Origin of the sequence: Bdellovibrio bacteriovorus, assembly GCF_041888015.1 — a bacterium.
Classification (GTDB): Bacteria; Bdellovibrionota; Bdellovibrionia; order Bdellovibrionales; family Bdellovibrionaceae; genus Bdellovibrio.
The window spans coordinates 2903010-2924809 of record NZ_CP168968.1; the positions used below are offsets into that span (position 1 = coordinate 2903010).

Below are 21800 nucleotides of genomic sequence, written 5' to 3' on the forward strand. Positions count from 1 at the left end.
ACGACCGTGACAGAGTTCCGTCAAGACCCCTGACAGAATCCTGACAATTCAACACAGCTCGCCACGTTACTTACAGGCCTGGCCGTGGTTTCCGCCCTTACAGCCCAAGGCTTCCCGCACTTCAGGCTTTCCGTAATAAATGCGGTCAATACGCTGATCCGTCATTGGATGCGTATCCACACCATAAATATCCTTCGAACCATGATCCGCAGCTGACGCCTGAGATTTCATAAACTCCTGAAGCTCCGGACAACTGCCTTTGGTGGCACTGCTGACTTTATTCAAGCTGGCCTGCAGAACGTTCGGGCAGGAGGTTCCATAGAAATGAGATTGAGAGGCGAAGGCGAATTCTTTCTTTTTGCTGGATTCCGGAATCTCTTTGATCTTTTCCGCAATTGCTTCAGCGGCAATCCAGTCAGAAAAGGCCTCGGCAATATGTCCAGACTTGGTGAGTGACGAACAATATTTGAACTTATCATAGTTGTCTTTGATCTTTTGACGTTCATCCTCGAAACGCGCCATCGTGGCATCACGAGCCGGGGCTTCTTCCCCCTCGCCTTGTAAGTCTTCCATCTCACCCATTTCATTCTTTAAATCCTGTTCAAATTTATCCACGTCAGAGATCAACTGCTTCGCTGACGGAATCTGAACATTTAGTGAGTCAGGCTTTTGCAAACATGAAACAACGGACTTAAACGGGTTTTGTTCCATAAAGACAGGGGCAAAGGTCTCTTTCCCTGTAGTGCGTCGCCCTTCCATCCAGTCTGGCGTAACAAGGCCGTCCTTATTGCGCCCCATGGTCATCGTGCAGGGATCAAAGGCGTGGCCAATCTCGTGTGCCATCAAGGAAAACAAAGAGGCCTCGGGCATATTCAAGGACTGTGGGCACACCGTGATGGCATGATCATCAGGACTGTAATATCCATTTGGCCCCGTGCAACCTTGCATCGCCAGATCCCCATAAGCTCCATCGGTGTCGGCAGGTTTATAGGTCACCGTGCGAATACGCCCGATCATATTGTCGATCGCTGCGGCATTGGCTGAAGTACGGCGTGATTCCAACATGCGAATCACCCGCGTCTTCATATCATCGAAGATCTTCACCACTCGTTTTTCAGATTGCTTCAAAAGAGCCCGGTTCTTTTTCAGTTGTTCTTTGCCGCCGGCTCTTTCCTCGGACAAGAACTGATCAGCAAAGACAAATGGATCCTGAACCACCGCCTGGGGGAACGGATTCTTCGCACAGAACTCGGCCATGCTCAAAGCGCCGATCATTTGTACATTGGGAACCGTTCTGCCTTCGGCATCACGATACAGATAGAACTCGCTGGCCTTTTCTGCCATCTTTCCACAATAGCCATTGAACTCACAGGTATTGGACTGAGGAGTTTCACAGGCAGCAGACGCCCCCGCTGATGCTTTTAAAGCGGTGCGCACTTGAGTGATTCCCTGAAGCAAAGCTGTGCCGGAAACAGGCTGTGCCATTGAGGATGTTGCCGACAACGATATCGCCATAAAGGCCAGTGTCTTTTTCATAGCTTACAATCCCCGCGCATAGTTGCGCAGATCCTCAAGGTTCTGCATGAGGCCACCAAACTCAGGACCGTAAGTACAACCACGGCGTGTGATCTTTTTCTTGGAAAGAGAATTCGTGTAGGAATAAGTCCCGGCAAAACAAGAAGCCGGCTTGCGCGCAGAAGGCCCCTTCTCGATCGCCTTCCAGGCATTCAAAGCTGCAGGTGACAGCTTGGTGCCCAGGTCCTTGCCATCAAAGTAATAGCGACCTTTTTCAAAACGCAAAACATCACGCTGACGCGCGCCCAGATTGGTTGTGCGATCAAAGACAATTTCAGAAGCCATCGCCCAGGACGAAAAAAGAAAAACAACAAGGAAGTATCTCATGTCTCCATTTTAAGAAAATTTGCGAACAATTGCTGCAAAGAACCGAGTCCAAGAAGGGGACCTAGGCTTAAGTCCCCTCCACCACAATCAAGGTACGATACTTCACGGCCCTGATGATATTTCCACGATAATCCCGCGCCACTGATCCATTCGGGCGGATGACGGGAACCAGTCCCTTTCCCTCCTGCATGATGCGCCCGTAAAGGTACTGCGCATGATCGCGATGCAATCGGACGCAGCCGCCGGAAGCACGACGCCCCAATTGGGAATAGTAACCCGGAGTGGTCGCATGCACGGCAACACCTCCATTAAAGAAGACACTGAACTCCATATTGGTCTGCCAAGTTTCTGAATAGTGGTTGCGCACAAGGCGGTAAGGATAGAACCATCCCGGGGGTGTCGTCGTGAAGTATTGCCGCCCACTTTTGGAGGTTTCCCACTGTTCCCTCCCCGTAGATATCCTCCATGAATATGTCTGATATCCATTTTCAATCACGCGCATGGTCTGCGCCCCATAACCATAGGCACTCTTATTGGCCACGACCACAATGGGAAACTCGCGGGTCACATCCAACCCTTCCAGGGCCAGTTGATCCATCATACTTATTATGTTCTGCGGATTTTCAGTGCGGGGGAAACCCGCCTCCTCGGCCCCCGCCTCTGAGGAAAATGCCAGAAAGAAAACCAAGAAGGAAAAGACCCGTGCTCTCATAAAACCCTCCCACTCTTAAGACACCTTTCTTCACTGTAGACTTGCGGAAACTGGGGTCAAAGGGACTTATAACACTCGACCGGTCCCTGACATGGCCTGACCATTCTTCGACCATAGTCCAGCTAACTCTCCTTGCCAAAAATCCGATACGAAAAGGCCATGTCGATCAAGATTAAATTCTTAGTTATTACATCTTTGCTTCTGCTGCTGTCGTCGGCCACGATCTTCTGGATCAATCGGTCCTCTTTCCTGGATGACAAGCGCTCTTATCTTTACTCCTCGGCGATGGAGCGCATTCAAAATGCCACCGATGAGATCACCAAGGGGTCTGACAAGGTGATGGAGCGTGTGCAAACCGCTTTGCTTTTCTTTGATGGAGCCATTTTTTCCCCACAGATCAAGTTGGTGGCAACCCAGCAGAAATGGGGAAACATACAGGTTTATCGCCAGGTGGAAGGCGCCACCCAATTCATGGATTCTCTGACAGAAGGCCCGAGTCTTCCTCCGGCACAACTGCGCTATCTGCAAGCCCTGCCCGAGGGCAAGTTGCAAACAGATCTGAATCTGGATCGTCCGGAATCCTTGATCGTTTACTTCCGCAAGGGTGATTTACTTATCTATGGAGACCTGAAGTTTGAAGGGCTGAAGCTGGCCAGCCAAAAAGGGGCCTTGGGATTGTGGAATCCTGCCCGCTCCCAATGGAAACCTCCCACAGGCCTGCAACATCCTGAGCTGGCCAAGGATTCTTTCCTCGGCTTCATGAAAGATCAGGGCAGCGGCGTGCGCGAGGTGGACTTGGGCAGTCGCGAATATCTGGTTTCCTACTCTTATCTTCCTCAGATTCAAACTTATATGTTTCAGGCTTTTGACAAAGGGCAAATTTACTCTGTCCTGAAGCAGACCATGAATAAAACACTCATGGCATCCGCACTCATCATCGCTTTGGGGTTGATCGCCACCTTCTTCAGTGTCGATTCACTGACTCAAAGTATTTCTGTTCTAGCCGGCGGGATGTCCCTGTTTGCCTCTACCGGACAATCCAAGCCCATCCAGCTCAAGTCCTCTGATGAGGTCGGGCGCATGGCCACAGTCTTTAATTCCATGCTGGAAAAAATCCAAGGTCTGCTTAGGCAGACCGAGGAAAAAGCACGTATGGAAGCGGAATTGGAAACGGCCAAAGAGGTGCAAACCGTGCTGCTCCCCAAAAGCAAAGTGGACACGGATCAATACACCCTGAAAGGGTTTTATCAACCGGCGACAGAATGTGGTGGAGACCTGTGGTTCCACTTCAATGACAGTGACAAGCTCTTTATCTTTATCGGGGATGCCACCGGGCACGGAGTTCCCGCGGCTTTGATTACTTCAGCGGCCCGCTCCGTTTTATCTTTATCAATGGCTGAAAACATCTGGGACCCGGCGAAAGTACTCAGTATGATGAATCAGGTTCTGTGTGATTTGGCTAAAGGCGAAAAGATGATGACGGCCTTTGCCGCCCTTTACGACCAAAAAAATGGCAGCCTCACCTACTCCAATGCCAGTCATGATTTCCCTTTGATCTGCCCTTTGCCGATGGAAGGTAAAAAACTGAAAAAGAATGACCTGGTGTTCCTGACCGAAGCCAACTCAAAGCGCTTGGGTGAAACCAAAGCTTCGGAATTCACCACCGAGACAGTGCCGCTCGCTCCGGGCAGTGCTTTCTTTGCCTATACGGATGGTCTGATTGATGCCGTCAACAAGGATGGCACAGCTTACGGAGAAAGATCCGTGATCAAAACAGCCGTGGACAGCACCAATCGCGGTTCTGCCCGAAGCCTTCATGATATTATGCAAAAGCAGATTGTCGAGCACATAGAAGCTCAAGAGCAGCCCGACGACATTACATTCCTCGGGCTCTACATTAAACCGACTTAACAACGCGAACGTTGCCGTTCACCAGGTCACCGATCCGCAAGGATCGGCTGTACATGACCTTTTCAATTTGCTGACAGATATCGCGGCGGACCTCTGCCGTTTTCTTTCTGGATGGAATCTGAACCATATCGCTCAAATCACGCTCCACAATCATGGCCTTACGCTCTGGGATCGTGGAAAGAACTCTGTTATAGAATGCAGAATGCGTTTTGAACAATGCTGCATATAAAGCATCCACTTCGTAAGCTCCCAGAACCTCGGAAAGGATGTCCGATGGCACCAGCTTCAGATCGTCGAAGGTCAGAATCACCTGGCGCAGACGCTCCAGTTCTTCCGGATTGTCATTGGCAAACAGTGCCAGCAGATCCATTTCTTCTTCCGGAGACATCCCACGAATCACCTTGGCCAGGACTGTCGCCCCCTCCACTTTTGGTTCCGGACGCATTCTTAGTTCGGTCAACTTCTGGTTGAAGGAACCAATCACATTCTGAACCACATTGTGCGGAAGTTTTTCCACACGGGAGATTTCTGCCAGAACTCGTACGCGTTTTTCCGCATCCAGGGTCGCAACGATCCCTGCCGTCACCTCTGGAGGAGAATGCAGGCACAGCACCGCGATATTCGCAGGACTTTCCTTATCCAGAATTTGCTGACGCTCGTCTTCGCGCATTTTCAGAACAAACGAGAATGGATTGCTTTCATCCGTGGACATCTCGTGCTCAACATAAGCAGCCAAAATAGCCTTATACACATCACGAATCGACGTCTCTGTTTCTACTTTCGTCGTTGGGGCTGTGCGCTCTTTCACCGCCTTACCCAGTCGTGCCCACGCCATGGCTGGCACATCTGTAAAGACACGCTTGGAAACATCCCACCCCAGGAATTCCATCAACACAGCAGCTTTATCTGCGGATTCATTCAAGGTGTACTCAGTCACTGCCCGGGATGTCATCTGCGGATATTGAGCCGCAATGGCCAGGACATGCTGTTTCACGGCATCCATATTAAACTCAGGCTCGGCCGGTACTGGTTCTGACGCTGGAGCTGGTGTCGCCCCTGCCGCAACCTCTGGTTCTTTTTCCTGATCTTTTTCCGTATGCTTGTACTCGTGATTTTCTTTAAGCTCTTTACGTGGATCTTGCGCACGCCCACGTCTCCATGCCCAGAACATCAAGCCGGACAAAGCCAACAATGACATAATGACAATCAAAGCCCACATTTTCCAAGTCAGCTCTGGCAACGTATCCGGTTTCGGCTCTGCCTTGGGAGCATCCGCAGGCAATTCAATGCGTTTTACTGTCACATTGTCCCCGGCCGTCGCATCCAGATGAAGTTTGGATGTCAGAAGATCCTTAATAATTCTTTCGGTTTCAGGAGTCACATTGCGGGAAAGCACCACGGAAATATCCGTTTTGGATTTCATTTCGTGAAGCTTGTTCGTGGCTTTCCCCAGCGCCGGGGCATCCCCCATCAATGGCATGCCCGGAAGATACTGAACATCCATTTCATCATGGAATTCCTTCAGCTTCTTTTCATCATGATCCAACTCGATGGCCACCACCAGAGTGTAATCAGTGGGACGTAAAATGGTATTCAGCACAGAACGGGCCCGCGCTTCATACACATTCTCCAAAGAGCCCATCTCTTCAATGTACTGAGCCCAGGATATTTGAGAAAACATCAACAATGCGAAAAGTACAGACCAACGCTTCATCATTTTATCCCTTTATCTTTCGCGAGAATCGCTCCGGCCAACATCTTTAAATGAGGATGTTGAGACTGACTTTGAATTCTTTGAATATCGGCAACAAACTCGTTCACGCAATCCAATTCCTGAACCGCAACGAGGAAGCTGTCTTCCCACTTCTCGTCCGTGCTTTTGGCGGCTTCCACCAGGTGCTTCTTCAAGTCCCCCTGGATCAAATTATGATTCAAAGCCAACTGTTTATAGACAAACGGTTTCACCGCTGCCGGATAAGCTGAATAATTCTTATAGACCTTATTGAACAGCTCTTTACGGGCTTCGCCATCACGCACGCGCGCCAGTAACTGCATCCCCTGAGTCACATCATTTTTGGACAACAACTGTTTATTCAGAATCGTTTTGCCCTCCGCACTGAGCGGCTCGGTCTGAATAAGTATGTCTGCAATAATTTCCTTACGTGCATCTTTGGACTTTTTATAGAAACCTTCAAGATGCTTTAAATCTTCAGCCGTAGGAGTGCCAAGCTTAACCAGGGTTTTCGCAGCATAGCTATGAACCTGCGCCAGGTCTCCGATCACCTTCGCATCCTGAGTCAGGAAGGTCACAATCTGGTGCTGCAAAGATTCGATGTCCTTTTTTTCTTCCGCTTTAAACTGGGGCGGTGCCACATCCAGAACAAAAATGCTGGCCTGGAAGAAGTCCCGATTTTCCTTCGCCGTCTTTTCGACACCGAAAGCCGCCATCAAATCAGCAAAGTTATGACTTTTCCACGCCTGTCCCGTTTTAGAGGACAGGTGCGTATTCACCGCCAATGACTGGGCACGCTTCAACTCCTGAAGGTTGGATTGGTTTGATCGCCCGGAACTCAGTGCGGATCCAGCAACGCCCCCCTTGCGAGTATAGAGGCCATAGCCCGCGGCTGCGCCGACGACAAGAATAGCGGCCCCGATAAGCAGTTTTTTATTGGTAGTGGTCGTCGCCATCAGTCAAACCCCACAAAGCGGAGGCCCGCATATAAAGTCATAAAGTTGTATTTAATATCTTCGTCTTCGGCAGAAGGCGCCGTCAGGCTCATTCCCATCGCCACCTGCCCGATCAATAGCAGATCTGACATCACAGGAATCTCCACGCCTCCACGCAAACTCAGGTCAATCAGGGACGCATTCAAATTGTCCACAGACAAGTTGCTCAAGCCCAAGTTCGCCGCAACAAACGGCGTCGGTCGCCATACTTTGGCTTCGGAGGAGCTGTCCACGATCATGCGCATTCCATTGACACCGAACATATAATAGCGTCCACCAACGGCGATGCGCGTGAATGGCAGTTGCTTTCCGCCCCCACCAGCCATTTCCATAAAGGACAAAGTCATGGCCGTGTTCATGGACGGATTATTGATGGAATAGTTCACTTCCAACGTGGTCGAGGATTCTACAGTCTCGTCAATCTCCCGACTTGGCATCTGATACTTCAAAGAGCTTGCACCCATGCTGACGTCCCAGTCAGACGACAGATAGGCCTGTGCCGGCAAAGTAAGAAATAAAGAAAGAACGACCCCAAGAAGTTTCATTAACGAACCCTGCTATTATTTCTCTTTTCAATTTCAACATTGGATGCCGGGTATCGCATTTCTGCGCCCGTCTTCGGAAGTGGCGCCATACCCAAACGCTGATACACATCAGAAAGATATTGGTAAGCAACCTTATTGTAAGGATCGATCTTCAAACATCTTTCCCAGGCAACTTTGGCCCCTTCGAAATCTTTTTGCAGATATTTGATTGAACCCTTCAACAACCAAGCATTGTTGGAATACTCATCCAATTGCAAAGCCTTATCGATTTCAGTCAAAGCTTTGTCATACTGCCCTTTTACAATCAGCTGCTGACCCTGGAAGACATAACCCACAACACGGTCAGTACGGTCACGCTCTGCTGATGGCATCCCACCAGACAAACGGGGTGAGAAAAGAGCATCTTTATAGAAAGAGGATGTGTTTTCAAGCAATGCGACGCGAAGTTTGAGCTCCTGCATTTCCGCCAGCAGTTCTTCCATTCTTTTGTCTTCTGGCTTTTTATCCTTGTCTTCAGGTTTAGGCTTCTGCTGATCATTCTTTTTCTGATCATCATTCTGTGCCAGCTCTTCAGCTTTCTTTTCCTCGTCAGACAACGGGTCCAAGCGCGTGGCCACCGCCAAGCTTTCACCCTCGTTCACTTTTACCATCACCTCTTTGGTGCGGTAGTTCTGTTTTTCAAAAATAAGGAAGAAGACGTCACCCAGCTTGGATTCCTCTTTGACCTGCAAAGGGGCAATACCCAAAAGTTTTTTCTCCTGGCTTTGGACGTCTTTGATGTAAACTTTCGCACCATTGGGATAGGACTTGATCGAGTATTTACCTGCACATGATGACAGCAATACTGGCGTCAGAGATAACGACAACAAAACAAGTTGCCTCGTTTTAAAAAATTTCATACCACCATCCATCCTAGATTCGGGGTCAGTTGACTTCCTACATTTTCTCGGCAAAGCTCCTAATTAACAACACTATGAAATACTTCATAACCTTAGTCCTACTTATAACTGTTCCTCACATTGCAAGTGCGGAATTCCAAGCGCCGGTAATTCGGACGAAGCTCTCCATGTTCAGTACGACAGCTTCTGCTGGTGAACAGGTTAAAGACGAAGCCTTGGGTTCCATGCTGACATTGCAACCCATGGTTCTATGGAATTTCCCATCCATCAATTCCCGTATGGGAATCCACTATCTTATGGATTTCGCAAGTAACTATGGATTTACGCCGATTTCGGGGATTGGGCTGACGGGTTACTACTATTTGAAAGGACTTCCGGCTTCTTACGAAAATACACCGGACGAGACCTTGATCCAGAAGTCCAAACCGGGCTTCTTCACTTATGCAAGCTTCACCCCAGTTAACTTCAATCTGAATAAAAAAGAATCCACCCCCAATGCCGGAGATGGATTCTCATTTAGTGCCTTGTTATATGAGCTTAGCCTCGGAGTAGGTTACGAATACCCTATTCGCCCGAACGCCCTTATCGCTGTGGAACTAGGCACTCGTGATGCCAGCTCCAGCAGCGGCGAAGAGAAGCTGAGTTATTCCGGTTTCGGAATCGGGATCTCTTTCACCACTTCCTACTACTAGTTACTGCGTTGGAGGTGTGAGTTCAGACTCATACTTCTGAGCCTTGTTCTCCAGATCCTCGATCTTTCTTTGCAACTTTTCCAACTGCTGTTCTTTACGACGCTGTTCCATCTGCTCTTTGTGACGTTTCTGAGCTTCTTCGAAGCGAACCTGGGCCAGCTTCATTTTAGCCTGTAGATCAGCTTCTTTCTTCTGGTGTTCGACTTCCTCTTTGGTCAGCTGTTTGGAGAACTGCTTCTGTTGCAGCTTATAAGCCGCTTCAGCATCATCCAAAGTCACAGCCACAACCACGCGGCGATTCAGCGCCTTATTTGCAGGAAGAACAACACCGGCTTTGTCCTTTTCAGGAGCCAAAGGTTTGGACGAGCCGTAGCCGATAGCAGAAAGCAGATCAGAATCCACGCCACTTTCCTCAAAGTAGCGAACCACAGAGCCCGCACGTAATGAGGACAGTTCCCAGTTGGACTTCACAAGACCGGCACTGCTCATGGTATCCCCGTCTGTGTGACCTTCCACTGCAATCTTGTTGACGCCTTCGATAGACCGAAGAGCACTCACCACTTTGCGCAGATTCGGCTTGGCCGCCTCTTTCACTTCGACAGCACCGGACTCAAAAAGCACTTCACCGTCGAATTTCAAAAGCAGTGTGTTCTCGCCGTCACGAATGATTTCCACACCATTCATTTCGCCAGAGCCCTTTAGGATGTTGACGATTTTTTGCTCTGCCAGCAGGACAGCACTGATTTCCTTGATGTTACCACCGAAGTACTTTGCCACTTCCTTACGAACCAGATCAAACTTGGCATTGTCAAAACGTGTCATTGAATACATCAGAACGAAGAAACCAAATAACAGGGTCATCATGTCAGCATAGCTGACAAGCCAGTTGGATTCGTCATGAGCCATTTCCTGCTCATGCTCATCCAGATGCACTCGGCTTCGCTGCTTACGCTCACCCATATTAAGCCGCCTTCTTCACTGTTCCCGCAGCACCAGCAGAATCGTCGCTTCTTTGCCCTGGAGACAGGAACGATTTCAGATATTCCTTGATAAACAACGGATGCTTCTTTTCGTGAACCAGAAGGATACCTTCCTTGATGATTTCACGCAAAGTGACGTCCGCCTTGGATACCGTCTGCAATTTTTCAGAAATTGGGATCAAAACAAGGTTGGCCACAACCAGACCATAGAAGGTCGCAACCAAGGCCGTTGCCATCGCCGGACCGATACGATCCTGAGCACCCGGCTCGCCCAATGTTTGCAATAGAGAGATCATCCCCAGTGTCGCACCCAAAAGACCGAACGCCGGAGGGAAGCGGGACATCGTATGCCAAACTTTAATTTCTTCCTCGTCACGCTTCTTTTTTCCGCGCAAAGAGTTTGTCAGGACATCCGCTAATTCGTCATAGCTGAAGCCGTAGTCTACCAGCAACTGCACGCCATCCTTAATGAAAGGATGGGTATCCGGCTTAATGATGGATTGAACAGATTTTGGGTCGCGGCGGTAGGCTTCAGAGATATCCACGATCGTGGATATTGTTCCAAGATAGTCGACTCTTTCACGACCCAGCATTTTTCTGGTGACGATTTTCAATGCCGTCCACAAGCTTTTGAAGTTAAAGCTCAACAGCGCAACCGTCAGCGTACCACCGATAACCAGTACGATACCGTGCACGTCTGCAAATACCTTCGGGTTCTTTGCTGCATCCAAAATGGAGAACGCTGCAATTCCAACTGCAGCCAATATACCTAAAAGCCCCGCTAAGTTCATAGTTCCTCCGAAAAAGGTAAAATCTTTACCCTTCTCCTTTCGGCGCATATTTCAGGCCCCCTAACTGTACCAAGGCTTAGATTTTGGAGTGTTCCGCAGTTAGACCTAAATTACTTGTTCCCCAACTCTATATAATGAAATGGAACAGGGAGTGAAAATGACAAACCTTCTTATAGGGGTCTGCCTACTTATCTTTGCCGTCGAAGGAATTCTGATCGGCCTTGAGTATTTTAAGATGCAAAAGAATACCAAGCTTCAATCTGCACTGGATAAGGCCAATCAAGAAAAGAATCTTCTGGGCGAACGTCTGGTTGCCACCCAAAAAGAACTGGCTGATGCCCGTAATGAGGTTCAGGGCATCTATGTCCTTTGGAACCGCGCCCTGGAATCAGAAAAGAACATGCGTCACGAACTGCATGTGGCAAAAACCCAGCTGACTTACCTGGCGCAAAAAGTGGTGCGCGGAGAAAGCACCCCCGCCGCGAAAAAAGAAACTCCAAGCCAGCCTGCTTACTGGGAAGTGCCTGCCGCGCGCGAACCTGCCAGCCAATACGTTGATCGTCAAAGCTATCAGACCAACGTGGATTTCCTTTAGTTACAGAGGACACTGAACGATAGAATAGTCGACAGTGTCTTTCTTATTCTGGATAAACAAGTGACGCCCCCCGGGAAGAACCGTCCACAATCCCCGCTCAGTCACTGCACTGATTGCCGTTTCATCCTTCAGGACATACTTTTTGGCTTCTCCGGCCGGTGCCGCCACGGTCAACCCATATTCTTTCAACAGATTATACGGGCGGCGGCGTTCGGCGAACCATACAGCCTGCGGTTCTGATTCCCCAATCACACGGTACTCTTCACGCATTTCCAGAGGCTCACCTACAGAAACTGGTGTGGCCGCAGCCCCCTGCAAATAGCGAAGCGGATAGAAATCCCATTTTTCATCGCGCTCTAACCAAGAACTGGTTTTAAAACCTATCTGATCATAGGGAGCCAGCACAAAATCCGCAAAAGGATTGGAGGCACCACTCAAAGACATACGCTGAGATTCCAGGCTGAGTTTTTCAGAAGCCACCTTATAGACAGCAAAGTCATTGGTTTCTCCAGAGGAAAACGCCAGCATCCCCGGTATAATTCGCACACGCGCTTTGCTGTTGGAATAAGCCTGACCGCATGCCAGAACACTGAGTGTATTTCCCGCCTCAACCCCCATCAACGTGTCGGGTGAGCGTGGGGCTTCCCGAGGAATCACATTCTGCCAGTTGCGGCTGTCGTAAAAACCCAGCCGACCGGAAGGTTCCAAAGAAACAAAGGTCCGTTGGTTCAGACGAAGAAAGTGCACCTCTGCCGACCACTGATTGCCGCAGATACCCAGTTGATTCAACATCTCGACCCTTTCACTGTCAAAGCGAATGGGCAAGGTTCTTCCCGTCGAGGACCTAAGAAAAGCCATGTCCCCCGAGGAATTCACGATTTGATATTTTACTTCCTCAAACGCATACATCGCGTTGGCCGTGGTGGATTGTGGCTCTAAATGTGGTGCGAAATCCGACTTAAAAGTCAGCTTATTCAGAACCCAGGAGTCCCCTTTCGGGTTCAAGCTGACAGCGCGGTATTCTCCATCCGAAAATCTATCCAGCCCGACAACCATGGCTGTGTTTGCAAACTTCCCGGATTGGGTCGTCGTGCACAGCGGAAGATCCCCTCGGGATTTATGTTCCTCTAAAAAAATCACGGCAAGCAGTCCCACAGAAATCACAGCCGCCAGAATCAGAGGCACTTTGACGAAAAAGGGAATCGACCTGTTGCTTTTGCTATTCATTCTTTTTCACCTTGCTGCAATCCAGCTTCACCAGGCCGGAGTTCGAACCCATGATCACATCCTTAAAGACGCATTTCTCATCGACTCTGATTTCGTAAACACCCTTACCCAAGACGAAGGGAACATTGGTCAGGTGATTTCCCAGCAGGGCAAAACGTCCATCATAGACATATATTCCACGCACTTTGGGATCTTCCACCACGACAGCCCCAGCCTCTTGAATATCATAGGTGTACTCGCCGTTGGGCACAATCAGGTAATTTTCAATGGTCTTTTCGAAGAACGGGTCACGATACAGTCGCAAGGCCCACTTTCCGGTAGGTAGTGGCGTGCGGACATCGCTGGTGAATCTTTTAACCACCTTGCGGTTGATATCCAAAAGTTCGATCTTCATCAGCTTTTCAATAAAGTTTGCCTGAAAGAAGCCGCTGCCTTGGACTTTCAAAGTTACTTTCTTATCCGGTGGAATCACGAATTCGGCAAACTTATACTTGGGTTTGATATTTACAATGGCCAGATACTTCCCCGGAGGAACCTGAATTCCTGTTGAGGCGTGAAACTTTCTATAGATCTCGCCAGGTGAATCTGCACGGAACAAAAAGACAGTCGCATTGGGTTGTGGACTGCTGACGAAAAGATTTTTCCCTGGATTGAGCTTCTTATCCAGATCCTGCAAAAGATCCTCGAGCTTTTCTTCGTCATCGGCCTGATTCATCTCTCCGATGCAGGCCAACTTGTCCAAAACATCCGGCTGATTCTGCAACCCGAAAGCCACCACAAAGAACTTCAAATCCACATCTTTACCGGCAAGCTCTGCCGCAATCTTACAAGGATCCTGACCACAGGTTTCCTCTCCGTCGGTGAAAAGCACCACCCGTTTAGGCCCTTTATAGCCTTCCAAATCCTTGTACGCGTCCTTCAGGGCCGCCCCAATCGGCGTCATACCCACAGGCTCGAAACTTTTAACAATCCCCTCGATCGCACCCAGTTTCGACTGTCCCGGCTGGATAGCGATATAGTTATCTTTGCAGTCCTTTTTACGACGGGAACCGATCACACGAAGACCACTGTTGGTCTTTTCAGTCCACTGGGACATCAGATAGCGAGAAAGGAGCTTTTTTAGAACATAGATCTTGGTTTTCTTGGGACCCATCAACTGCCCCATGGAGCCGGAACTGTCGATGATGTATTCCACCAAAGGGATGGCCTCCACAGGAAGATTTTCCGCCGTCGCAATCCCCTCGGGACTGACCGGAACCTTCGCAGGGTCAAAGTCCATATTATCCAGAAGATCCGTCGCCTGCAGTTGGGTCATTCCCAACGGCACCGAAGGACTATCTTCAGCAGTCTGTGCAACGCCAAGGCCGGCCCAAAGAAGCAGGCCTGTGAATAAAATCTTTTTCATCGCGGTTTCAACATCTTTCCAACGAAATCTTCCATACGAAGGCCAATCATGATTTTAACGAAGTTCTGCGTTTCTTTGTAAGTGCCACCTTCGGGTATGGAATAGAATCCATCCGGGGAGTTCGTCGGTGCCCCCGAGAAGGCAACCTGGCTTTCGCTCATCCCCATACTGATATCGATCGAAAATCTTTTAAAGAAAGGCACAAACCCCAAATGCACCAACGTTGTTGCCCCCACCGCCAGCTCCATCGCTGAGCCCGTAGAACTTTCCCCGCGTGTCACACCCTCGTCTTTGGCCGAATACATAGGAAAATAAGTTAGGTCGAAATAAAGTCTGTTGAAGCTCCAGTCAAATGTACGATTCGACTTAAATCTATTGTCCCCGAACAAATAGTGCAGGTTTACCCCCAGGCCGGTCCCTGTCGCTGTGCTGCTCAGAACATATTCATCATCATTTTCAGTGGTAAATTTAGTCGATCGACTGACCAGCTTGAAGGTCGGACGCAACTCTTTCCAAATCGGCAGAAGACGGTAATGAATGGCCAGTGTGGTTTCCTGATACTTTGTGGGCTTTTCTTCACGATTGTAAGATCGCAAAGGCACCGAGCCACCCGAAGTTTGATATTCGATCCCAATTCGCCAGAGAAAATCGAAGTACCACATCAGATGGGTGTTCATGAAATCAAACTCAAAGATCTTGTACTGATTGGCCTGATTCGGAGAACCACTTTCAAACTTTCCTTTGTAAGGGCCAAAATCAAGCTGGGCATAACCGGGTTCATAGGAATCGGGTTCATCCGGAATCAGATCTCCCGGAGGTGGCACGGGAGGCTCTTCATATTTTTTTTCCTGCAAGCGAGCCAGACTGACCACCCTGTCACGGGCCTTGGGAAACTTCGTGATTGTTTTTGAATCTAAAAGAATCAGCAGCAAGCCGTTTTGAACATTTTCAACCGATCCGCGTGCGATGACCTCGATGTCATCCTGAACAATACGCGCGATCACCACCAGATCCCCCACGCGAATCAAAGGTGATTGTTTGACCATGACAACATCGTCGTTGACGCTGACAACAGGAACAGAGTTTCGACGGATGATATCCGTATTGATGATGCTGGCATAAGCCGCATTCAGGAATAAGAAAATACTCAGAAAAAAGAAGAAAGGCCTCACCCTTAAAGTCTATGAGGCCTGTCTGAAAGTTACAATTCCAAAGCTATCGAGCGCGGTAAATCCGGCCCTTGCTTCGACTGATCAGCAGGATCTGACCAGAGTCGAAACTGCCGATGCTGTCGATCGGATCCTGCACTGAATTCGTATAAACATGATAGCTATCCAGATCAATCGTGAAGACCTGATTGGCGTCTTTCATCGTACCAATCACCATTCGGTCCTCTGGACGAATCACCAGACGCTTCCCCTGCCCCGGAACATCAAATGGGGAACTGCTGATTTCATTGACTCCCACAAACTGAACGTCCGAAATTGTCGGCGTCTTCGCCGGGCCATCGGTCAGGACGGCCACTCCGCCTGTACCGGATAGCAACGCAATGACACGATGATTGACGGTGTCGATAACCAGATCCGAAGGCTTACAGTCTTCATGTCCCACGACTCCATCCCACAAAGTAATCTGCGCGACAAGGGTTGCAGCCCCTCCCGAACGGATCGGAGCAACATTGAAGACCCAAAGTTTGTGTGAAACAGACGGACTGGTCTGCTGGGTTGTGACGTAAATTCGATTCAGGTTCTTGTTCAATGCCATTCCTGAAATCTTTGCTGAACCGAAATTATAGATCTGGATCGGCGACGCCGGACCCAAATAGTCGTACATCAGCTTGTCCTTGTTGTCAGAGGAATAGAAGACATAAGTCGAATCCATTGACTCCGTAAAACGAGCATCCGAATACATTGAGGTCAAGAACAGATCTTGGGGACAGTCACCGATACACTTGTTCCCCGAGCCCAAGGACAGCCCTGTTAAATCACCTGCCGGGATACGCAGGGCTTCAGTGGTCAAACCGAAGGGACCCGCACGCCCTGACTGCGAAGTCAGGACAATATCAAAGCTGCCATTAGTTCTGACCAGCCCCAAACGTTTGGATTCTGTTCCGGACAACCAAGGAAGATCCTCATAGAAATTCCAAGGAGGATTAATCAATGTTCCATTGGGCTTCGTCACCACACCGTTGACCAAGCTAAAGTCCCACAAGAAATGCTTTTTAAACACCCCCATCATGTAGGTCCCTGCGAAGATCACATGGTCCACCATGGTTGCACCCAAGCTGACGGAAATATAACTTTCAAGATTCCAGTTCAGACTTAATGGCATCTGAGATGGCAGACTTTCTGGACGAGCCTTGGTCAGGTCAAACAATGACTCTCCAAGCAGATAGTTGTTACGAATCTTAACTTTCCATTCTTTGGCAGCAATGTAGTTACCGTCAGTCACTTCGGCCCTGACAACAAACTCCCCGGCCTTCAACGGGCCAGAACCATCCGGATCCAGAGATCCATCAGTGTCTTTGGGTTTAAAGGAAAAACTGGCCCCCTCATCGCTAATCAACTCATCATTCACATACCAACGATAGAAAAGTGTGTCATTGGTGTTCGGATCCGAGGCCGTCACCGAGAAGGCCACCGGATTTTTCTCAGAGGCCAGAACATCAGTCCCTGCCGGCATAAAGCTGTCCAGGGTTGGAGAGACCTCAAACGGCGCCAGTGGATTTTGCACCTTCAGATAGAAGCCCACCACATCGGTTTCCTGTGTTTTTAAATCTTTGACCTTCACTCGCACCAGGTGCCCTGCCGCCCCTTCCGCAGTCACATCCCCCGGATAAGCAGGATTCCAGGAGATGATCCCTGTGGCAGCGTCAATACACATCCCGTTGGCTTCAGAGCAGGCTCTTGGCGATGTCACCAAAGAATACTCCAAGGGATTTCCTTGAGAATTGTTAACTATAACAGGGTACTTAAATGGCGCAGACGGCATACTTGCACTGGTGTGAGGCATGAAGTGAATAGGATCCCCTGCAAGATTCTGCCTTGGACTGACGAAGAATGCAGGCGCCACCACTTTAATTCTTAGCGGTGTCGCGCTCACTGTCCTGCCAGACATTGTGCCATCTCGATCCTGGTCCCCGTTATCGTTCACAAATAGCTCTGAAGAATAAACTCCAATGTGCGAACGCTGTGGACACCATTCCATTTTATAGCGCTGGCGATGAACTCCGTTAATAACCTCTGGAGAGCCAACCGGAGTCAGCTTCGGCACGGCCAAATCCGCATTCAAATTGGTGCCATCACCACAGTTCGTAACACTGACATTACGCTTGTAGGCCGCATCGTAAGTGGTCAGTTCTGTCGCCCATGTGGCCACCGTAGCATGACAAATAAATGGGTTTGCGGCGCCTGGATCCAGAGTGGGATGTTGCAATGCCACCCCATTCGAGTCACGACACAAGGTCAGCTGTGTCGTGAAGCTGCCGCCTTCCGGAGTGTAAGCATCCTTGTCATACAGATAGATATCTTTATAGAAATACGTGTCTGCAAAAATGGTAAACTCATTGCCCGCAGAAATTTCCGCGATGGATGGAATCTGGTTCTTGTTAATCAGACGCACTTTAAAGTATGCATCGATGGACTCGCGCACATCTGGCATCGTTTTGGCGTCATAAATCTTAACTTTGACGATCAATCCGTCTGTACCGCCAAATTTCTTTGCCTCTTCGTCGGTTGGATTCCACAACAATTTTGCTGTGGTCTTCGTACCTGGCCCCGGCGTCAAGGCCTCTCGCTTATCAACCTGCACAACCAGACCGCTCGGTGCTGGTCGCCAAACGCTGTTTTTAAGATCATAAACTTGAGTGTCCAGCTCAAAGTTCACTGTCTGCAGCTCAGCCCCTTTATTTCTATCTATCGCATAGATGTTATAGAAAGACTCTGTTCCCTCTGTATAGTCACCCAACACCTGAGGGTTCCCCAAGGCCGAACCCACTCCCCCTGCCAGAGGAGCGAAGTTGCTGTCGGTGAGAACCGGTTTTTTGTTAATCTCTTTTACATTCAAAGTAATCGTCTGAATGTTGCCAGTATTACCCCACGGAGCTCTTTCTGTAATCGTCACCTTGAAGTTGAACGTACCGGATAGATCATTGGCGTGAGGAACATAGCGCAAATAACATCTGTTAGATCTGAAGAAAGCCCGGTCCGCCACGACAGGGTCGACATCACAACGGCTGGCCGCACAACTTACTCCATTTGCGGTGGGATTGCCCGGCACCCGACAATAGTCCCACTGCCCCGCCGGACCTGTGCCGATCTTCTCAATTCTAAAGTTGAAGAAGTCAGGGGCATCCAACGGGTACCAGTACTCGTGATTTTTATAATAGGGAACAGGCAATTCCTGGGTGCTGTCAGCCATCTGGATCAGGCCGTCCTGCAAGGTCACGCCCTCATAGGCTGTAATTACGGATGGTCCTACCATGACTGACGGTATGTTCACATCACGGAACTGAATCGTGGCAAATCGATTGTTAACCCCGGCCGTCGTCGTCATTCCGATATTATTGATACGACGAACCCATGCTGAAACAGAAGTTACATTGATACCCATGGACACTGGGTTGATGATCTCATAAAGAGTTCTGTTGGCTGTCTTTAAACGAGTCCCGGCCGGCAAAGTAATTGCCGCAGCAGCCCCCGCACCGGAAGGACGCGTGAAGTTCACTTTTCCTTCATGTTGAAAGATTGTCGCCGTATTCTTCACAGTGACGTTACTAGCCCCGGCGGGCGGAGCATCCAGGAACGTCAGAACCGCATTGCCTGGAAGACGATAGCCATCTATCACCCGCACACGGAAACGTCTTTGCAGCAAGACGTTGTTGGAAGTTCCCTGATGCACCAGATTTTCGTTCCAATCATACAGACCCGGCGGATTCGGCAGACTGCCCGCCGTCACAACACCCGAAACTGCGTGGATTTTAAAGGCTGGCGAACCCGGCAATGTGTTGGAAGGTGTCAGCTCGGTATTGTTCGCTATCATTTGGGGTACACGCCAAATCGGGACCTCCACGGTAGCGACCCCAACAGCCATTACAATATCATCCGCCGTTCGGGCCTGAATCAAGCGGCCTGAAGCCGTTTTGACAATCGTAAACTTGGGGATCGGAACAGAAGTCGCAGTCGACGCTCTGGTAAAACGAATCACCCCACGGTCGTAAAACGCAGAGGGATTTGTCGCCGTAACTCCGGCCACCGCCGGTGACATCACAGTCAGAGTATTGGCGGCGGCCGTCGCCGCTGTGACTTCGGTAAAGACCGGGAACCAGACTTCGAGGTCTCCCGGATTAATGGTAACAGTCACACGCGGTTTGAACACGATATTTGTCGCAGGATCGGTGAACGTATTTGCCGTCGAGAAAGTCCGAACTGCCGTATCGTCCGCTGCACGCACAAAACGCACATATCCCGCCACACCACCATTGACGTTTTCAGAAGTATGGTGAGCTCTTATACAGAAGCTGGAAGCATTCCGACGATAAGTCGGCTCCGTCATTCCCACTGAACGCCGCAAGATAAGAGGCTGATTAGTTCCACAATCCTGCAGATTACTTAAGGCATCCGCAGCCCCCTTCAAAAGAGGAGTTCCCGCCATAGAGAAATCGTAAGCCTCCAGCCACAGGGGATCGTTGTCTCGGTCACTCACAGAGAAGGTAGATTGATGCTGCAGCTTGTTGGACTGCACCTGCAATGTCATATCCCCACCGCCCATACAAGGCTTGGTGTTTCGATCTGCCGCAGTCAGATTCAAAGTGATGGGCGGAGTGGTTCCATTGTGATTGTCCTTCAAAGTCACAATGAACGTTCCTTTTAACAATGAATGCAAAGGCTTCCATACAAAGGTGTATCGCACACGATCGGCCAGAACCTGAGCGCTGCCCAGCTGAGTGATATAGCTTTTTAAAGTCCCGGCCGTCGTCAATGTGATTTCGTCCAGAGGATTTGCCGGGATGGCCGCCACATTGTCAGGATCCTGGAAATCCAGATAGAATTGATAAGGCTCCACGCCGTCGGGATTTTCCGAGGCACAGTAGTCCCACTCAATGGGGTTGTCATAAACCGGATTCACCCCGCCCAGCATCACAGGGGCCGAGTTGGTATCGATCACCTTGACCTGCAAATTTGCCAAAGTCAGGCCGCCCAAAGAGTCTACAAGTTGCAGAGCAATCGTATTAACACCCTTGCGCGCGTCTTCATTATTAGGCGTCCAACGCACTTCAACTTCGTTTGCGTTTGCAACTTCGGTCGGCGTAGCCTGTCCGTTTAAATAGACCGCTGTCGAGCCCTCAATTCCGTCACTGCTCACCTTGACGGGGTCACCGTCTTCGTCCTGAAAGCGAACCCGGCACGTCCACAGCTGATTTTCATTCACCTGCATGGTACAGCTGTGACTAAAGGTCGGACGTCGATTGACGTTTTCAACCTGCACCGGCCAATCCACCCTGGCAATTTTGCCCCCGTCAGAAAGCAGCACACTCATGGTGTAGGGATCCGGACGTCCTTTATCATAATCAGGTTCATAGCGGACGACACCGTCTTCAGCAGTGACCAAAGAGCCTTCAAACATCCATGCGAAGAACACCTGATCACCATCAGGATCCACCGCCACAGCGCGAATTTCCAGCTTTTTGCCTTCCTCCACACGCTGTGTACTGACCTTGGTGGTGGCTTTTAAGTCAAGAACAGGTGCCCGATTTAAAATGCCAAATGGATAGGGTTCCTGAGTGACATCGCCGTCAGAGTTGAAGACAAATTCAACTCCGTAACCTTTTAGTAAAGATAAAAAGTCATAGCTGTTTGAAAGACCGTTCCGAAGGAAACGGTACAGATGATCCGGATTGAAGTTCGGTGCGATACCAAACATCGCCAGTCTGTCCTCTTTAAAACGAATCACAGCATCGGTGATAGCTTTGATTTCTTGGGGAGTGTAGGTACTCAGGGCTCGTCCCGGATAGTTGGACAAAAGATTATACACCAACGTGGTTTCAAGACTTGGAGAAATGGTTTCTCCGGGATACACGAGCGCGAACCAAGGTGTGGTCCGATACTCCATGACAATCTTAAGAACCAAAGCCCCCGTGGGCGTCAACCCCTTAGGCATGATCGAACGGAGATAATCCGGCTTTGCTTCTGTCGTCATATCAAGAAGATTTTTGGTCTTTTTACTTTCCTGATCGAACTCCGTCAAATACATGGAGTACTTCTTGGTACTAACCACGTTGGCCTGAGCCAAGTCAAATTGCAATAGGCTGCCGGGAGGAATTACGATTTCACTCGAACTCCCCTGCTCCTCAAGACAGCCCGTCAACCAGACCGTCGCCAGAATTAGCACCAAAGCTTTCAGCATCCCCGCCCCC

General features: G+C 49.6%; 16 protein-coding genes. 3 read left to right on the plus strand and 13 right to left on the minus strand.

The features are described 5' to 3' along the window. Positions 1-66 precede the first annotated feature (66 nt). The 3 genes from ACES2G_RS13960 to ACES2G_RS13970 all read right to left on the minus strand — a co-directional run bounded on the left by ACES2G_RS13960 (position 67) and on the right by ACES2G_RS13970 (position 2614). Complete coding sequence (locus tag ACES2G_RS13960; protein WP_374000533.1) at positions 67-1536, minus strand: hypothetical protein; 1470 nt, start codon at positions 1534-1536, stop codon at positions 67-69. A 3-nt stretch (positions 1537-1539) separates the two neighbouring features. Further along, positions 1540-1902 (minus strand): hypothetical protein, encoded by a 363-nt coding sequence (locus ACES2G_RS13965; RefSeq protein WP_374000534.1) that lies wholly within the window; start codon positions 1900-1902, stop codon positions 1540-1542. 67 nt (positions 1903-1969) lie between these two features. Then, a complete protein-coding gene (locus ACES2G_RS13970) occupies positions 1970-2614 on the minus strand; it encodes a L,D-transpeptidase (protein WP_374000535.1) in 645 nt (214 codons plus the stop codon). A 159-nt stretch (positions 2615-2773) separates the two neighbouring features. Here ACES2G_RS13970 and ACES2G_RS13975 point away from each other — a divergent pair, with 159 nt between their 5' ends. Then, complete coding sequence (locus tag ACES2G_RS13975) at positions 2774-4525, plus strand: SpoIIE family protein phosphatase (RefSeq protein ID WP_374000536.1); 1752 nt, start codon at positions 2774-2776, stop codon at positions 4523-4525. Here ACES2G_RS13975 and ACES2G_RS13980 read toward each other — a convergent pair. The 4 genes from ACES2G_RS13980 to ACES2G_RS13995 are packed head-to-tail and all read right to left on the minus strand — an operon-like array spanning position 4512 to position 8696. Continuing rightward, positions 4512-6242 (minus strand): FliG C-terminal domain-containing protein, encoded by a 1731-nt coding sequence (locus ACES2G_RS13980; RefSeq protein ID WP_374000538.1) that lies wholly within the window; start codon positions 6240-6242, stop codon positions 4512-4514. The genes ACES2G_RS13975 and ACES2G_RS13980 overlap by 14 nt on opposite strands. Continuing rightward, entirely contained in the window at positions 6239-7213 is a 975-nt protein-coding gene (locus tag ACES2G_RS13985) for a hypothetical protein (RefSeq protein ID WP_374000539.1), read from the minus strand. The genes ACES2G_RS13980 and ACES2G_RS13985 overlap by 4 nt, the downstream gene beginning before the upstream one ends. After that, entirely contained in the window at positions 7213-7797 is a 585-nt protein-coding gene (locus ACES2G_RS13990) for a hypothetical protein (protein ID WP_374000540.1), read from the minus strand. Before ACES2G_RS13990 ends, ACES2G_RS13985 begins: the two co-directional genes overlap by 1 nt. Further along, a complete protein-coding gene (locus ACES2G_RS13995) occupies positions 7797-8696 on the minus strand; it encodes a tetratricopeptide repeat protein (protein WP_374000541.1) in 900 nt (299 codons plus the stop codon). Before ACES2G_RS13995 ends, ACES2G_RS13990 begins: the two co-directional genes overlap by 1 nt. Before the next feature lie 167 nt (positions 8697-8863). On the opposite strand from ACES2G_RS13995, the gene ACES2G_RS14000 reads away from it, so the two are divergent. Next, entirely contained in the window at positions 8864-9388 is a 525-nt protein-coding gene (locus ACES2G_RS14000; protein ID WP_374000542.1) for a hypothetical protein, read from the plus strand. Here the strand turns inward: ACES2G_RS14000 and ACES2G_RS14005 are convergent, their stop codons facing one another. Both ACES2G_RS14005 and ACES2G_RS14010 read right to left on the minus strand, forming a co-directional pair. Further along, on the minus strand, positions 9389-10348 hold the full coding sequence (locus ACES2G_RS14005) for an OmpA family protein (RefSeq protein WP_374000543.1): 960 nt from the start codon (positions 10346-10348) through the stop codon (positions 9389-9391). A 1-nt stretch (position 10349) separates the two neighbouring features. Continuing rightward, positions 10350-11159 carry a motility protein A gene (locus ACES2G_RS14010; RefSeq protein WP_374000544.1) on the minus strand — a complete coding sequence of 270 codons (810 nt, stop codon included), beginning with the start codon at positions 11157-11159 and terminating at the stop codon, positions 10350-10352. Between the two features lie 157 nt (positions 11160-11316). Here ACES2G_RS14010 and ACES2G_RS14015 point away from each other — a divergent pair, with 157 nt between their 5' ends. Then, entirely contained in the window at positions 11317-11754 is a 438-nt protein-coding gene (locus tag ACES2G_RS14015) for a hypothetical protein (protein ID WP_374000545.1), read from the plus strand. On the opposite strand, the gene ACES2G_RS14020 is transcribed toward ACES2G_RS14015, so the two are convergent. The 4 genes from ACES2G_RS14020 to ACES2G_RS14035 are packed head-to-tail and all read right to left on the minus strand — an operon-like array spanning position 11755 to position 21790. After that, positions 11755-12981 carry a hypothetical protein gene (locus tag ACES2G_RS14020; RefSeq protein ID WP_374000547.1) on the minus strand — a complete coding sequence of 409 codons (1227 nt, stop codon included), beginning with the start codon at positions 12979-12981 and terminating at the stop codon, positions 11755-11757. It abuts the gene before it with no gap. Continuing rightward, positions 12974-14386 carry a VWA domain-containing protein gene (locus ACES2G_RS14025; RefSeq protein ID WP_374000548.1) on the minus strand — a complete coding sequence of 471 codons (1413 nt, stop codon included), beginning with the start codon at positions 14384-14386 and terminating at the stop codon, positions 12974-12976. Before ACES2G_RS14025 ends, ACES2G_RS14020 begins: the two co-directional genes overlap by 8 nt. Beyond that, positions 14383-15558, minus strand: coding sequence for a hypothetical protein (locus tag ACES2G_RS14030; protein WP_374000549.1), 1176 nt, complete (start codon positions 15556-15558; stop codon positions 14383-14385). Before ACES2G_RS14030 ends, ACES2G_RS14025 begins: the two co-directional genes overlap by 4 nt. Before the next feature lie 43 nt (positions 15559-15601). Beyond that, positions 15602-21790: a hypothetical protein gene (locus tag ACES2G_RS14035; RefSeq protein WP_374000550.1), complete on the minus strand. Its 6189-nt coding sequence runs from the start codon at positions 21788-21790 to the stop codon at positions 15602-15604. Positions 21791-21800 lie beyond the last annotated feature (10 nt).

Coding starts and splice junctions, on each gene's coding strand:
- ACES2G_RS13960 (WP_374000533.1), bottom strand. CDS start 1,536: ATGAAAAAGACACTGGCCTTTATGGCGATATCGTTGTCGGCAACATCC.
- ACES2G_RS13965 (WP_374000534.1), bottom strand. CDS start 1,902: ATGAGATACTTCCTTGTTGTTTTTCTTTTTTCGTCCTGGGCGATGGCT.
- ACES2G_RS13970 (WP_374000535.1), bottom strand. CDS start 2,614: ATGAGAGCACGGGTCTTTTCCTTCTTGGTTTTCTTTCTGGCATTTTCC.
- ACES2G_RS13975 (WP_374000536.1), top strand. CDS start 2,774: ATGTCGATCAAGATTAAATTCTTAGTTATTACATCTTTGCTTCTGCTG.
- ACES2G_RS13980 (WP_374000538.1), bottom strand. CDS start 6,242: ATGATGAAGCGTTGGTCTGTACTTTTCGCATTGTTGATGTTTTCTCAA.
- ACES2G_RS13985 (WP_374000539.1), bottom strand. CDS start 7,213: ATGGCGACGACCACTACCAATAAAAAACTGCTTATCGGGGCCGCTATT.
- ACES2G_RS13990 (WP_374000540.1), bottom strand. CDS start 7,797: ATGAAACTTCTTGGGGTCGTTCTTTCTTTATTTCTTACTTTGCCGGCA.
- ACES2G_RS13995 (WP_374000541.1), bottom strand. CDS start 8,696: ATGAAATTTTTTAAAACGAGGCAACTTGTTTTGTTGTCGTTATCTCTG.
- ACES2G_RS14000 (WP_374000542.1), top strand. CDS start 8,864: ATGTTCAGTACGACAGCTTCTGCTGGTGAACAGGTTAAAGACGAAGCC.
- ACES2G_RS14005 (WP_374000543.1), bottom strand. CDS start 10,348: ATGGGTGAGCGTAAGCAGCGAAGCCGAGTGCATCTGGATGAGCATGAG.
- ACES2G_RS14010 (WP_374000544.1), bottom strand. CDS start 11,159: ATGAACTTAGCGGGGCTTTTAGGTATATTGGCTGCAGTTGGAATTGCA.
- ACES2G_RS14015 (WP_374000545.1), top strand. CDS start 11,317: ATGACAAACCTTCTTATAGGGGTCTGCCTACTTATCTTTGCCGTCGAA.
- ACES2G_RS14020 (WP_374000547.1), bottom strand. CDS start 12,981: ATGAATAGCAAAAGCAACAGGTCGATTCCCTTTTTCGTCAAAGTGCCT.
- ACES2G_RS14025 (WP_374000548.1), bottom strand. CDS start 14,386: ATGAAAAAGATTTTATTCACAGGCCTGCTTCTTTGGGCCGGCCTTGGC.
- ACES2G_RS14035 (WP_374000550.1), bottom strand. CDS start 21,790: ATGCTGAAAGCTTTGGTGCTAATTCTGGCGACGGTCTGGTTGACGGGC.